The sequence below is a fragment of the Mesorhizobium sp. M1328 genome, from assembly GCF_040318075.1.
Classification (GTDB): Bacteria; Pseudomonadota; Alphaproteobacteria; order Rhizobiales; family Rhizobiaceae; genus Mesorhizobium.
Genome location: NZ_JAMYLO010000001.1, coordinates 325,566 through 339,787 on the forward strand (window position 1 = coordinate 325,566; position 14,222 = coordinate 339,787).

A 14,222-nucleotide genomic window follows, 5' to 3' on the forward strand; every position below is an offset into this window, starting at 1 on the left:
ATCCTTACTTCTTCAGATCGGCGGAAGTTTTCATGCATTTTTCCGGTGGCTGAAGCGCATTGACGGCATCCCATTTGATCGTTCGTGTGGTGCCGTCGTAGTCATAGAACTTCTTCCAGTCGTCGCCGTTCATCGGCGCGGTCGGACTGACGATGTGTTCCGGCACCTCTTCGCCGTTGAAGAGCTTAACCGCTGCATCGATGGCGGTGTAGCCTTCCTTTTCGGGGAACATCGCGGCCTCGATTCGATAGGACGGCTCGTTCTGCATCGCATTGATGAAGGCGAGGCCTTCGCCGCCGGTGCCGACCGTCAACAGGCCGTCCTGCGACTTGCCGGCCGCTTTCCAGGCCTGAAGGCCGCCGAGCGACGAGGAATCGTTGATGCCGTAGATGATGTTGATGTCGGCGTTCTTGGCAAGAGCCGCCGAAGAGACTTCGAGCGCGCGGTCCGGGTTGCCGCCGCCGTCGAGGTCGTGGACCATGACCGCGTCGGGGATGATGGTCTTCAGGCCATCCATGAAACCCTGCGACCGCAGCACGGTGGCGGACAGCAGCGGCAGGCCGACATTCATCACCTTGGCTTTGCCTTCGAGCTTCTCCTTGGCGTATTTGCCGGCTTCAACGCCGGCTGTGTAGCCGGTGTCGTAGTCGCAAATCGCGACCATTGTGGTCATGCCCTTGACCGGATTGCCTTCGAGCACGACCGGAACGTTGTTGGATTTCGCCTGGCGCAGCAGCGGTACGACGCCTTCCTCGTTGACGGGCGTGACAATCAGCACGTCGACGCCTTTGGCCATGAAGTCTTCGGCGGCGGAAACCTCCTTGGCGATGTCGAGATTGGCGTCCTGCACCTCGAGCTCGATGCCGAGTTCCTTGGCGCGGGCCTGCATGCCCTTGATGACGTTCTGATACCACTCGTGCGTGGCGTAATTGGTGACGTAGCCGATGCGCTTCGGCATGTTTTCGGCGTGTGCGGCGGCGGCGCTCAGAGCCAGCGCGGCCGCCGAGGCAAACAGCATCGATTTGGACCAGTTCATGTTTCTTCTCCCTGTATTTCTTGTCAGTTGCTGAACGGATAGTCCCGCCGTTCCGGGTCGGCACGTGAAGAGGCGGCAGCTTCGCCCGCGCCCAGCGCCGCCGATATCGTCTCGGCCGCCGCCTTGGTTCGTTCGAAGACGGTCTTGCGATCGAAGCGCGCGGCCTTCTGCGGCAGGAACGGGACGGTGAGCGCGGCAATGACCGCACCGGTATGGTCGCGCACCGGCATCGAGATGTTGGTGCAGCCCTCGACAGCCAGCGAGGCGCGCATTTCATAGCCGAGCCTTGCGACTTCGTTCAGCCGCGCTTCGATTTCCGTCCGGCTGCCTTGGCCCTCGCCCGCAGCGACGATCCGCTCGACGATGCGGTCACGCTCGGCGCGGCTCGAATGCGCTAGCAGCACCGCGCCGGAGCTCGTTTCGAGGATCGGGAAATGCGAGCCGAGGGCAACCGAATATCGCATCGGCAAAGGCGAATCGATCTGCAGCACGACCAGTGCGCTCTCGCCTTCGCGCACGACCAGATGGCAGCTCTGGTCGGCATTGGCGGCAAGGCCGCGCATCACCGGCAGCGCACATTCGACCAGGCGGTTTACCGGCGGATGCATATGCGCCAGTTCGAACAGCTTCAGCGACAGGCGAAAGCGGTCCGATTGCGTCCGGAAAATGTAGCCGCGCTTCTCCAGCAGCAGCAGGATGCGGTAGATCTCGTGAATGGAGCGCCCCATTCCCGTGGCGATCTCGGTCTGGGTCAGCGGCTCGCCGCTGGCAGCCATGAATTCCAGGATGTTGAGCGCCTTCTCCACCGCAGGCACGCGGTAGCCGTTGCGGCCGCTTTCGCCTTCGTCGACGATCTGGGCAATATCGGTGGCCATTACGCGACGCTCCGTTGCGGCTGGCCATGCCTGGTCTCGCGATAGAGCCGGTTCAGCCGATCTGCGAGCTCGGCCGCCGGCAATTCGCCGGCGATGGCCGCCGCGGCATGAGGGGCGCATTGGCGGAAGAAGCTGATGAAGCCCGGATGGGTCGGGCGCAGATAGGAGGCTTCGATCGTCGCCAGCGTCGACGCGAAGAAGCCGCCTGAGAGAGCGTTGACCTCGCCATCTTGCCATGCCGTCAGCGATCCCGGCTGTCCGCCGGATTTCACATAGTCGCCGCGCTGATAGCCGGGCGAGCACAGAAACAGCGCGTAATCGATGGCTGCCTGCTTGTGTTTCGATTGGGCGCTGACGCCGATGCCGGCGCCACCGAGCAAGGCGCCGGCGGATCGCGGCGTCGGCACGTCGGCGAAGCGCAGATACGGCCTGTCTGCCTTGGAGGCATAGTTCACATAGCCGAAGGCGAACGGCACGTAGACCACGTCGTCATGTGCGATCATATGATCGTAGCAGCGGATCGGGTTCCATTTCGGCGAGTTCGGATGCGACAGCGCCGCAAGCTGGCGCAACTGCCCGACGGCCTGCTCGATTTTTTGCCTGGCGATGAACTCGTCGCCGTCGTCGCGGGGCTCACCGAGCGTCAAAAGCAGGCACATGGCGTCAGTCGGCACCAATGGCAGCCCAAGCCATTTGCCGTCCTTCAAGGCGCTCCGGCCGAGCTCCAGCACCTCGTCATGGCTGCGCGGCAGCGGTCCGTAGCGCTCCACGAGATCGGGGCGATACGAGGCAACCTGACAGGCAGCATCGATCGGCAACGCCCATTGGCGCCCGTCCCTTGCGTAGGATTGCCAGGATGCGCCAACTGAATCCTGTTCGAAGCCGCGGCGCTGCTCAGCCGACAAATCGAACGGCACCATCAGCCCGCCTTCGGCAATATCGCCGATGAACGGATGGTCGGACACGACGAGATCATAGGCGTCGAGCACCGGACCAAGCGCGCCCTCGCCGAACTCGTAAAGGCTGCGGCGGTCCCATTCGATCTCAAGGCCGGGATTGGCGGCACAATACGGCCCGATGCTGGCGTCGAGCGGACCCCAGCAGCGTCGGTGATCCCACGCGAGGCCGCGCAGTCTTGTCATGCCGTAATTCCTCCTGAACCGGCCATGCGTCGGCCCAGCCGATTAGTAGCAACTATTTTTACCTAGACAAGTAATTTTTACATACGCAAAGCCGACCTCGGCTTCCGCTAGGCAGGAGAGCCGCCCATGCGGCCCTGATGCGCATCGCGTGGCCGCCGGACTGCAACCAAAGGCTGCGTTGGATCTGGCTTTTTGGAACCTTCGCGACGAACATACGTTCGGTTGGCGCAACCATTCAGAGCAGCGTCATTGGGCAGCGTCACTGGATTCAGCGACGAGTCGCAGGGAGCGGACTAAATGGACCAACTGTGGGCGGGGCCATGAACCGGTTCACCGCCTTGGCATTCGCCACGTTTCTGGCGATAACTTCGATCTGGGTACTGTTTCTGGTTTCTTAAGATTTGCCGCTGGTTTTTAGGATTTGGAGGGGTTCTCGACAGGTCGACCGCTTAACGATGACGTCCGCCGCATGTGGTTCTGCCAGCCGGAGCCGCGTGCATGAAGAAACTGTCGCCAGGAGCATACCGGCGCGCACATTCGGGGTTGGCAGCCACGCTGCCTGCAACGTTCCAATCGGTTTTCAGGAAACGGCGAGATTTCATGTTGCTGAGGGCGATCGTTCGAAATTGTGCCGTCATCCGTTTTGGCCGCGTCGGCGCGACGATGCTACTTGCTGGGCTACTTGCTGGTCTGCTTGCCGGCTGCCAGGGCGGCGTGCTCGACCCGCAAGGGCCAGTCGGCGCGGCGCAGCGCACGATCCTGCTCAATTCGGTCGCCATCATGCTGGCCATCGTCGTCCCGACGATCGTGGCGACGCTCGGTTTTGCCTGGTGGTTCCGGGAGACCAACACAAGGGCGCGGTATCTGCCGGAATGGGCCTATTCCGGACGCATCGAACTGGTGGTCTGGTCGATCCCCATCCTCGTCATCCTGTTTCTGAGCGGCATCATCTGGATCGGGTCGCATGACCTCGATCCAATGAAGCCGCTGGATTCCCAGCAAAAGCCGCTTGAGGTGCAGGTCGTCTCGCTCGACTGGAAATGGCTGTTCATCTACCCCGAGCAGAATATCGCGAGCATCAACCAGCTTGTGGTGCCGGCGGGCAGGCCGGTGCATTTCTCGCTCACCTCGGCAAGCGTCATGAATGCGTTCTTCGTGCCTCAGCTCGGCGGCATGATCTACACGATGAACGGCATGACAACGCAGCTTCACCTGCAGGCGGATCAGCCGGGCGAATTCTATGGGCGGTCGGCCCATTTCAGCGGCGACGGTTTTCCAGGCATGCAATTCGTGCTGCATGCCGTGGCGGCGGACGCCTTCGATGCATTCGTCAATTCGGCGCGAAACCAGGGACAGGCACTCGACAAGGCCAGCTACCAGGAACTGGCCAGACAGAGCCTGGACGTGCCGCCTTCGACCTATCGCTCGGTCGAGCCGGACCTTTTCCATGAAATCGCGACGCAGGGCGTTCCGCCCGCGCCCGGCCCCCAGGCCGGTCGCCCCGAGCCGAGCGTATTGCCCAAGACAGGAGGCTGACAATGCTCGGAAAATTGAGCTGGGACGTCATTCCGTTCGATCAGCCTCTGCCGATGATCGCCTCGGCGGTCGTCGCCCTGGCAATCCTCGGCGTGCTGGCCTGGGTCTTCCTGGCCGGCCATTTCCCCTATCTGTGGCGCGAATGGATCACCAGCGTCGATCACAAGCGGATTGGCGTGATGTACACGCTGCTGGCGCTGCTGATGCTGCTGCGCGGCTTCAGCGACGCCATCATGATGCGGTCCCAGCAGGCCCTCGCCTTCCAGGCGCCCGGCTATCTGCCGCCCGACCACTTCAACCAGGTCTTTTCCGCCCACGGCACCATCATGATCTTTTTCGGGGCGATGCCGTTCGTCATCGGCCTGATGAACCTGGTCGTGCCGCTGCAGCTCGGCGTTCGCGACGTTGCCTTTCCAACGCTCAACTCGGTGAGTTTCTGGCTCACCGCCACCGGTGCGCTGCTGGTCAACATCTCGCTGGTGATCGGCGAATTCGCGCGCACCGGATGGCTGCCCTATCCGCCGCTCAGCGAGACCGCCTACTCGCCGGGCGTCGGCGTCGATTATTATCTGTGGGCAGTGCAGATAGCGGGCGTCGGAACGCTGCTCACCGGCATCAATTTCGTCACCACGATCCTGAAGATGCGGGCGCCCGGCATGAGTTACCTCAGGATGTCGATGTTCTGCTGGACCTCACTCGCCGCCAGCTTGCTCATCGTCGCCGCGTTCCCGGTCCTCACCGCGACGCTCGCGATGCTGACGCTCGACCGCTATTTCGGCTTTCATTTCTTCACCAATGAAGCCGGCGGCAACATGCTGATGTTCGTGAACCTGATCTGGGCCTGGGGCCATCCCGAGGTCTACATCCTCGTCCTGCCGGCGTTCGGCATCTTCTCGGAGGTTATCTCCACGTTCTCCAGCAAGCCGCTGTTCGGCTACCGCTCGATGGTGGCCGCGACGCTGTTCATCTGCATCGTCTCCTTCATGGTGTGGCTGCACCACTTCTTCACCATGGGAGCCGGCGCCGACGTCAACGCCGCGTTCGGCATCGCCACCAGCATTATCGCTGTCGGTACCGGCGTGAAGATCTACAACTGGATGTTCACCATGTATGGCGGCCGCATCCGCTTCGCGACGCCAATGCTGTGGTCGCTGGGCTTCATGGTGACGTTCGTCATCGGCGGCATGACGGGCGTGTTGCTGGCCGTGCCGCCGGCCGATTTCCTGCTCCACAACAGCCTGTTCCTGGTGGCGCATTTCCATAACGTCATCATCGGCGGTGTGCTGTTCGGCGCCTTCGCGGGATATACCTACTGGTTTCCCAAGGCATTCGGCTTCCGGCTGCACGAGGGCTGGGGCAAGCTGGCCTTCTGGCTGACGCTGATCGGGTTCTACGCCACCTTCGTGCCGCTCTACGCTGTCGGCCTGCTCGGCATGACCCGCCGCATGCAGCATTTCGACGTGCCGGCCTGGTATCCCTGGGTGCTGGTTGCCGGCGCCGGCATGTTAATCACCACCGCCGGCGTGGTCGCGCAGATCATACAACTCGTCGTCAGCATCCGGCAGCGTGCGGCGCTTCGAGATGCCACCGGGGATCCCTGGGACGGGCGCTCGCTGGAATGGGCCACGCCCTCGCCGCCGCCGGTCTTCAACTTCGCCGCGCTTCCGCATGTCGAGGGCGAAGAGCCCTACTGGAACATCAAGCAGCGGGCACGCGAGCAAAACCGGCTGCGCGACGAGCCTGAATACGAGCCGATCGAGATGCCGCGCAACGGTCCCACCGGGTTCATCTGCGCCTTCTTTGCGACCGTGATGGGCTTCGCCCTCATCTGGCACATCTGGTGGATGGTGGCGCTCGGCGCGCTCGGCGCTTTCGCCACCTTCGTCATATTCGCGTGGCGCGACATCCCCGAATACGTCATTCCTGCCGCCGAAGTCGCCCGGATCGACCGCGCCAACCGAAGTGCCCGCCGCGAGGCGCTGGCCACTCATACGGGGCCAAGGCAATGACCGCGATCGACGTTCGAGAGCGTGACCCCTACCGCCTCGGCCATCGCAGCCACGGCCGTGCACCCGGCCACGGCGACAGCGGCCCAGCACCGATCCGGATCGTCGTGGGCTACGGCTTCTGGATCTTCCTCCTGAGCGACATCGTGATGTTCTCGGCCTTCTTCGCGGCCTACGCCGTGCTGGCGGGCAAGACGGCGGGCGGACCAAGCGGAGCCGAGCTGTTCGACCTGCGCAACGTCGCGATCGAGACGGCCGCTTTGCTGTTGTCGAGCTTTACCTGCGGTCTCGCCAGCCTCGCCGTGACAGCGCGACGAAGCTCCTGGTTCTATGTCGCGATGGCTGTCACCTTCGTGCTCGGCGCCACCTTCATCCTGCTCGAGTTGCGCGAGTTCGCGCATATGGTTGCCAGCGGTGCCGGACCGACACGCAGCGCTTTCCTGTCGGCGTTCTTCACGCTGGTGGGATGCCACGGCCTTCACGTCACGGCGGGGCTGCTGTGGCTGCTTACGATGATGGCGCAGATCTTCGCCAAGGGATTCCGCGACGATATTCTTCGGCGTTTCATGTGCTTCAGCCTGTTCTGGCACGCCCTCGACATCATCTGGGTCGCCCTGTTCACGGTGGTCTATCTCCTGGGAGCAAGTCGATGAGCAATGCGGACGATCGCCACGCGCAACGGCGCGACACCGATGGCCTGGAGCGCTACGACATCGATACGGCGCCGGGTGACGAATACCTCGGCGACACCGAAGTCGGATCCGGGTTACGCGGTTATGTGATCGGCCTTGGGCTGGCAACGCTGCTGACCATCGCCTCGTTCTGGTTGCCCGGAACGAACCTGATATGGGCACCCGGCATTCCGGTGGCGCTGGTCGTGCTGGCGATCGCCCAGATGGGCGTGCATCTCGTCTTCTTCCTGCACATCACGACGGGGCCGGACAACACCAACAACGCCCTGGCGCTTGCCTTCGGCGTGCTGATCGTTGTGCTGGTGATCGGCGGCTCGATCTGGATCATGGCCAATCTCGACCACAATTTGATGTCGATGAACGCGAACATGAACATGAACCGCTAGCGATTATTCCGGCCGTTGGCCGCAGTTCATGCGACAGCGAGCTCGGTCTCAAGCGGACGACCTCGGCCTCTCCCAGGGCGCGCGGCGCGGCCTCCTTGAGCACATCCATCTCCCTGTCTGAGGCTCCCGCATAAAAACCATGAGCCGCCGATGTTCCGATCGCCGCAACTCGGTCAAACCGGATAGCGCGCCGTTGCCCGGAACATTCGCCGAGGAAGCGGGTTTTTCGGTTCGGACGCATCGCCGCGGAAACGGCGATGGGCTCGGCAATGGGCGAAGGGCTCGACATGACCGGGCTAAGCGGTAAGCAACCAAGCGGGACGAAAGGTGTTGTGGTCGTATTCTCCGCGCCGGGCGGCGAGACCATCTACGCGCACGAATGGAAAACCGTCGCTGCCGTCGCGCGCACGATTGCAGCGTTGAAGGGATTTTCCTTCCGCCAGGGCCTGCGTGATGGCGGCGGTGACAGCGGCGGGCTGTATTTCGTGCCGGACGACAGCCTGCTTGCTGCCGATGCGGCCCAACTGGGCATCAACGGGCCCGACGACTTCTTCGGCGGCGTGGTGCCCTGGCGCCTCGCAACCACCAAGGCCATAACCCACGAGCTGGTGGACGGGTCGGCGGCACGGCCAAAGGAATGGCCCGCCGGCTTCGGCAGCGCCGTCGCCGCGGCCGTACTGCCCGGCTACACTGCATTTTCACGCCATGACGCGCTGCGCGCAGCGCAACGTCTGCTGGAGCTCGGGCTGGTCCGGTTCAAGCCACCGCGCGCTTCGCGGGGCCGCGACCAGCACACCGCCGCGACGGTCGGCGATGTCGAAAGGCTGCTGGACCAATATCCATCCTCTGACCTAAGCGAATACGGCCTTGTTCTCGAAACGCAGCTTCGCGACATTGTTACACTGAGCGTTGGCAGAACCACGATCGACGAATTGTCGGTCAGCTATTACGGCACCCAGCGGACGACGACCGACAACGACGGGCAGCCCGTTTACGGCGGATCCGATCTGGTTGTCGTGCGGGGCGGATGGGAGGCGCTGGATGAGCTGCGGCTATCTCCGGCGCTGGGTTTGGCTGTGGCGCAGGCGAGAACCTATGACGCAGCGATGGATGGTTATCCCGGATTCTTCGCCTCGCGACGCAACTACGACATCGGCCAAGGTGTCGATTCCTCGGGCATCTGGCGATCGGGTGTGCTGGAAGCCAGCTGGCGGATCGGTGGCAGCAGCAGCGCCGAGCTGGCAGCAATGGACGCCATGAAGCGCGATCCCGATATGCAGATCGTGCATGTCTCCGCCGTCAAGCAGTTCGGCAGCACTGCGCCGCTGCCGCTGAACGCAGACATCCATTTCCACGGGGAGGACCCCGAGGAGGGTCAAATCACGCGTTATACCATCGTCACCCAAGCGATCCGAGGGCCGATCGGGGACGCCGGCCGATCGTCATCTTAGGTCGAAGTGAAACACGCCTTTGGCAGGGAACATCCGCCAATGGCGTTCCACACTTTTCCTGGAATTGCTCTAACCGCGGCGGCAATTGAAGGTTCCGTGGCTTCGGATTTCGTTACCGCTACAGGTCAAGGGCGAAGATCACAGCCGCGCCTTGGTGGTGCGCGGCGTTGCCAGGAGCAGGCTTGTTTCACTGCCGGTAATTCCGGGGATCAGGCGGATACGTCTCAGCACCGCGTCGAACTCGCTCAGGGTCTGCGTTCCGAGTTCTATCACCAGATCCCAGCGGCCATTGGTGGTGTGGATCGTCGAGACCTCGGAGAAGCCGCCCAGCGCCCGGATGACGCGATCAGCGGCGTGGCCTTCGATCTCGATCATCATGATGCCACGCACGCGCTGATCGACCGCGTCGGCGCGCAGAATGACGGTGTAGCCGACGATGACGCCGTCCCTTTCAAGTCGCTCGATCCGGGACCTTACCGTTGCCCGAGAGACACCCAGGCTGATGGCAAGATCGGAAATGCTGCGCCGGGCGTCGTGCCGCAAAGAGGTGATGATCTGCTCATCGAGCTGGTCCATGATTGCTCACAACGGACGTAGATGATGCCACTATGGTAAGGCACTTCGACAAATTTGCCAATTTGACATGTTCATTCTGCCAGCGATGCCGGCTTCAATAGGGGCATCGTAATTGGTGGGGCATGAGCATGCATTGCACGATCGTAGGAGCACCGATCCAGGCGGGTTCGGGCCGCATGGGTTGCGAGATGGGGCCCAGCGCGCTGCGCACGGCCGGCCTGGCCGGCGCATTGACCGAACTCGGCCATACACTGACCGACCTCGGAACGATTATCCCTGCCGACATGTGCCCTGTCGTACACGGCAACGCGGCGGTGAAGGCGCTGCCGGAAATTGCCGCCTGGACGGCGGCGATCAGCGAAACGGCCTATGCGGCAAGCGCCGATGCGATGCCGATCTTTCTCGGCGGCGACCACAGCATTTCGGCCGGCACGCTCGCTGGCATTGCCCGCCGGGCGGCGAATGCCGGTCGGCCGCTCTTCGTGCTGTGGCTCGACGCGCACCCCGATTTTCACACGCTCGACACGACGACCAGCGGCAATTTGCATGGTGTGCCGCTGGCCTATGCCAGCGGGCAGCCCGGCTTCGAGGGCTATTTCCCCCGCCTTGCAGCGCAGGTGGATCCGGCTCGCATATGCGCGCTGGGGATCCGCAGCGTGGACCTGGCGGAACGGGAAGCGTTGCGCAGAGCCGGCGTCACGGTCCATGACATGCGTTCGATCGACGAGCACGGCATCGCGCAACTGCTTCGCGCGTTTCTCGAACGGGTGAGCGCCGCCAACGGCATGCTGCACGTCAGCCTCGACGTCGATTTTCTCGACCCGTCGATCGCCCCGGCGGTCGGCACCACCGTTCCCGGCGGCGCCACCTTCCGCGAGGCGCATCTGGCGATGGAAATGCTGCATGACAGCGGCCTCGTCACCAGTCTCGACCTGGTCGAGCTCAACCCTTTTCTCGACGAACGCGGCCGCACTGCCACGCTTTTGGTCGACCTGACCGCAAGCCTGATGGGCCGGCGGATCATGGATCGCCCGACGAGGGGGTTCTGAGCCATGACGGTGAATTTGAACATCGTCCCGTTCGTCAGCGTCGACCGCATGATGAAGCTGGTGCTTGCCATCGGCATCGAGCGCTTCCTGGTCGAGCTTGCTGCCTACATCGAAGAGGATTTCAGGCGCTGGGAGCTGTTCGACAAGACGCCGCGCGTCGCCTCGCACAGCGTTGACGGCGTCATCGAGCTGATGCCGACCAGCGACGGGCAGCTCTACGGCTTCAAATACGTCAACGGGCATCCGAAGAATACGCGTGACGGCCGCCAGACCGTGACCGCTTTCGGCGTGCTTGCCGATGTCGGCAACGGCTATCCGATGCTGCTTTCGGAAATGACCATCCTGACCGCGCTCAGAACCGCCGCAAGCTCGGCGGTCGCGGCGAAATACCTCGCTCCCGAGGCCGCCAGGTGCATGGCGATCATCGGCAATGGCGCGCAATCGGAATTCCAGGCGATTGCGTTCAAGGCGCTGCTTGGCGTCGACAGGCTGCGGCTCTACGATATCGACCCGGCGGCCTCGACGAAATGCATGAAGAACCTTGCCGGCATGGGTTTCGACATCAAGGTCTGCGCGTCGGCGCAGGAAGCCGTTGAAGGTGCAGAGATCATCACCACGGTTACCGCCGACAAGCGGTCGGCAACAATCCTGACCGACAACATGGTTGGATCCGGCGTGCACATCAACGCGGTGGGCGGCGACTGCCCGGGCAAGACCGAGCTGCATCGCGACATTCTGCTGCGCTCGGACATTTTCGTCGAATATCCGCCGCAAACGCGCGTCGAAGGCGAGAGCCAGCAGCTCGATGCGAATCACCCGATCACCGAATTGTGGCAAGTGATGACAGGAAAGGCAGCAGGCCGGACGGACGCAAGACAGATCACATTGTTTGACTCCGTCGGCTTTGCGATCGAGGATTTTTCCGCGTTGCGCTACGTCCGCGATCAGCTGCAGCGGACCGGCCTTTACGAGGAACTAGACCTTCTGGCCGATCCCGATGAGCCGCGCGACCTGTTTGGCATGCTGCTGCGCGCCGAAAAAGCGACCAGCCTGGCGGTTGCCGGCAGCTGAGCTGCGATCCCGTCGGTCAGTCCTTCTTTTCCTGATACAGGCGCTCGGTCGCACGCTCGCTTTCCCTGCGCTCCGCCGGGCCGCGACGGCGCTGCGTGAGCAGGGCGTAGGCGATCAGAATTGCCAGAAGCAGTGGACCGCCTGCAACAACGAGCAACCACAAACTATTCCCAGACATCGACCGTCTCCTTTCCCTCACAACCGGAAAGGACCCGAACCGTTCCTCCGTCTTGTCGGATGTCGCCCGCAGGACGTGGTGCGATTCAGGATTTTGTGCCTCGGGCAGGACGTTCCACGCCTTGTCTGCACTCAGGATGCGCTTATGTAACTCTTATCATTCGGTCACATGCACTCTCTGCGAAGTGAAGGGAACCACAAGGGCTTTCCAACATTTGGTTGTTCAAGAGACAAACGTGCAGCCACACCGGCTCCGGGGCTAGGAATACCATGCGTGAGAATCAATCCGACGTCTTCGATCTGTTTTCCGAGGTCTACAAGAATGCGGCGCAGGAGGAGATAAGCCTCCAGCAATATCTGCTTGCCTGCCGCGAGGACAAGTCGATGTACGCCTCGGCACCCGAACGGATGGTCGAGGCGATCGGTGAGCCGACCTTTGTCGATACCAGCAAGGACGAGCGGCTCGGCCGTATTTTTTCGAACCGGACGATCAAGATCTATCCAACCTTCGCCGACTTTTACGGCATGGAGGATACAATCGAGCGTATCGCCGGTTATTTCCGCTATGCCTCGCAAGGGCTTGAGGAACGCAAGCAGATCCTCTATCTCCTCGGCCCGGTCGGCGGCGGCAAATCCTCGCTTGCGGAGCAGCTGAAAAGGCTGATGGAGCAGCGTCCGATCTATACCCTGAAGGTCGGCGGCCAGGTCAGCCCGGTCTTCGAATCGCCGCTCGGGCTGTTCGATCCCGACCGCATGGGCGACCTTTTGGAGGACAAATACGGGATCGCCCGGCGGCGGCTGAACGGCCTGATCTCGCCCTGGGCGGCCAAGCGCCTCGACGAATTGTCCGGCGACATCTCCAAATTCAGCGTCGTCAAGCTGATGCCGTCCAGGCTGCGCCAGATCGGCATTGCCAAGACCGAGCCGGGCGACGAGAACAACCAGGACGTGTCGGCCCTGGTGGGCAAGGTCGATATCAGGCAGCTGGAAAACTTCAGCCAGTCCGATCCGGACGCCTACTCCTATAGCGGCGGGCTGAACCGGACCACGCAAGGACTGCTCGAATTCGTCGAGATGTTCAAGGCGCCGATCAAGGTGCTGCATCCGCTGCTGACCGCGACCCAGGAAGGCAGCTACAACGGCACCGAGAATTTCGGCGCTTTCCCCTATCAGGGCATCATCGTTGCCCATTCCAATGAATCGGAATGGCTGCAGTTCAAGAACAACAAGAACAACGAGGCGTTCCTCGACCGCATCCTGGTGGTCAAGGTGCCGTATTGCCTGCGCGTTACCGAAGAACGGCAGATCTACGAGAAGCTGTTGCGCGAAAGCGAACTGGCTAACAGTCCCTGCGCTCCGGAAGTGCTCGACATCCTCAGCCGGTTCACCGTCTCGACCCGCCTGGCCGAACACGACAATTCGCCGCTCTACACCAAGATGCGCGTCTATGACGGCGAGAACCTCAAGGAAACCGATCCCAAGGCGAAGTCGGTCCAGGAGTACCGAAACGCGGCCGGTGTCGATGAAGGCATGACCGGCGTCAGCACCCGCTTCGCCTTCAAGATCCTGTCGCAGACCTTCAACTACGACACCGAAGAGGTGGCCGCCGATCCGGTGCATCTGATGTACATCCTGGAAGAGGCGATCAAGCGCGAGCAGTTCCCGAAGGAAACAGAGGCGGACTATCTCGATTTCATAAAGTCGGAGCTGGCCACCCGTTATGCCGAGTTCATCGGCCACGAGATCCAGAAGGCCTATCTGGAATCCTACAGCGAATACGGCCAGAATCTGTTCGACCGCTATATCGCCTATGCCGATGCCTGGATCGAGGATCAGGACTACAAGGATACCGATACCGGCCAGATCCTCAATCGCGAGGTTTTGGACAACGAACTGTCGCAGGTCGAAAAGCCGGCCGGCATCGCCAATCCCAAGGACTTCCGTAACGAAGTGGTGAAGTTCACGCTGCGCGCGCGGGCCAGAAACCATGGCCGCAACCCGTCATGGACAAGCTACGAAAAGCTGCGCGAAGTCATCGAGAAGCGGATGTTCGGGCAGGTCGAGGATCTGCTGCCGGTGATCAGTTTCGGCTCCAAGCAGGACAGCGTGACGGAGAAGCGGCATACCGAATTCGTGCAGCGGATGATCCAGCGCGGTTACACCGAGCGCCAGGTCCGCCGGCTGGTGGACTGGTACATGCGGGTGAACAAGGCGGGTTGAAGCCA

General features: G+C 62.2%; 13 protein-coding genes. 8 read left to right on the forward strand and 5 right to left on the reverse strand.

What is annotated here, in order from left to right; all coding sequences use genetic code 11:
* Positions 1 to 4: 4 nt before the first annotated feature.
* Genes NKH23_RS01635 through NKH23_RS01645 form a run of 3 tightly spaced genes read right to left on the reverse strand, consistent with a single transcriptional unit; the run spans position 5 to position 3,053 of the window.
* Positions 5 to 1,036: a sugar ABC transporter substrate-binding protein gene (locus tag NKH23_RS01635; RefSeq protein ID WP_352911981.1), complete on the reverse strand. Its 1,032-nt coding sequence runs from the start codon at positions 1,034 to 1,036 to the stop codon at positions 5 to 7.
* A 23-nt stretch (positions 1,037 to 1,059) separates the two neighbouring features.
* Positions 1,060 to 1,911, reverse strand: coding sequence for an IclR family transcriptional regulator (locus tag NKH23_RS01640; RefSeq protein WP_352911984.1), 852 nt, complete (start codon positions 1,909 to 1,911; stop codon positions 1,060 to 1,062).
* Positions 1,911 to 3,053, reverse strand: coding sequence for an extracellular solute-binding protein (locus NKH23_RS01645; RefSeq protein ID WP_353034167.1), 1,143 nt, complete (start codon positions 3,051 to 3,053; stop codon positions 1,911 to 1,913). Before NKH23_RS01645 ends, NKH23_RS01640 begins: the two co-directional genes overlap by 1 nt.
* A 663-nt stretch (positions 3,054 to 3,716) precedes the next feature.
* On the opposite strand from NKH23_RS01645, the gene cyoA reads away from it, so the two are divergent.
* The 5 genes from cyoA (at position 3,717) to NKH23_RS01670 (ending at position 9,124) form a co-directional block, all read left to right on the forward strand.
* Positions 3,717 to 4,589 (forward strand): ubiquinol oxidase subunit II, encoded by an 873-nt coding sequence (gene cyoA, locus NKH23_RS01650; RefSeq protein ID WP_352716403.1) that lies wholly within the window; start codon positions 3,717 to 3,719, stop codon positions 4,587 to 4,589.
* Positions 4,590 to 4,591: 2 nt separating this feature from the next.
* The gene (gene cyoB / locus NKH23_RS01655) at positions 4,592 to 6,598 is read left to right on the forward strand and encodes a cytochrome o ubiquinol oxidase subunit I (RefSeq protein ID WP_353034169.1); all 2,007 of its coding nucleotides are present in this window, start codon (positions 4,592 to 4,594) and stop codon (positions 6,596 to 6,598) included.
* The gene (cyoC, locus tag NKH23_RS01660) at positions 6,595 to 7,248 is read left to right on the forward strand and encodes a cytochrome o ubiquinol oxidase subunit III (protein WP_352977128.1); all 654 of its coding nucleotides are present in this window, start codon (positions 6,595 to 6,597) and stop codon (positions 7,246 to 7,248) included. Before cyoB ends, cyoC begins: the two co-directional genes overlap by 4 nt.
* Complete coding sequence (gene cyoD, locus NKH23_RS01665; RefSeq protein ID WP_352911999.1) at positions 7,245 to 7,673, forward strand: cytochrome o ubiquinol oxidase subunit IV; 429 nt, start codon at positions 7,245 to 7,247, stop codon at positions 7,671 to 7,673. Before cyoC ends, cyoD begins: the two co-directional genes overlap by 4 nt.
* A 257-nt stretch (positions 7,674 to 7,930) precedes the next feature.
* Entirely contained in the window at positions 7,931 to 9,124 is a 1,194-nt protein-coding gene (locus NKH23_RS01670; protein ID WP_352977129.1) for a DUF3182 family protein, read from the forward strand.
* A gap of 138 nt (positions 9,125 to 9,262) precedes the next feature.
* Here the strand turns inward: NKH23_RS01670 and NKH23_RS01675 are convergent, their stop codons facing one another.
* Positions 9,263 to 9,700, reverse strand: coding sequence for an Lrp/AsnC family transcriptional regulator (locus tag NKH23_RS01675; protein WP_292655471.1), 438 nt, complete (start codon positions 9,698 to 9,700; stop codon positions 9,263 to 9,265).
* Positions 9,701 to 9,828: 128 nt separating this feature from the next.
* On the opposite strand from NKH23_RS01675, the gene rocF reads away from it, so the two are divergent.
* Both rocF and ocd read left to right on the forward strand, forming a co-directional pair.
* Positions 9,829 to 10,749 carry an arginase gene (gene rocF / locus NKH23_RS01680; protein ID WP_352912006.1) on the forward strand — a complete coding sequence of 307 codons (921 nt, stop codon included), beginning with the start codon at positions 9,829 to 9,831 and terminating at the stop codon, positions 10,747 to 10,749.
* Between the two features lie 3 nt (positions 10,750 to 10,752).
* Entirely contained in the window at positions 10,753 to 11,820 is a 1,068-nt protein-coding gene (gene ocd, locus NKH23_RS01685) for an ornithine cyclodeaminase (RefSeq protein ID WP_352912009.1), read from the forward strand.
* A 16-nt stretch (positions 11,821 to 11,836) separates the two neighbouring features.
* Here ocd and NKH23_RS01690 read toward each other — a convergent pair whose 3' ends face one another.
* Positions 11,837 to 11,998: a hypothetical protein gene (locus NKH23_RS01690; protein ID WP_292655465.1), complete on the reverse strand. Its 162-nt coding sequence runs from the start codon at positions 11,996 to 11,998 to the stop codon at positions 11,837 to 11,839.
* 269 nt (positions 11,999 to 12,267) lie between these two features.
* Here NKH23_RS01690 and NKH23_RS01695 point away from each other — a divergent pair, with 269 nt between their 5' ends.
* Positions 12,268 to 14,217: a PrkA family serine protein kinase gene (locus tag NKH23_RS01695; protein ID WP_352449545.1), complete on the forward strand. Its 1,950-nt coding sequence runs from the start codon at positions 12,268 to 12,270 to the stop codon at positions 14,215 to 14,217.
* Positions 14,218 to 14,222: the final 5 nt, after the last annotated feature.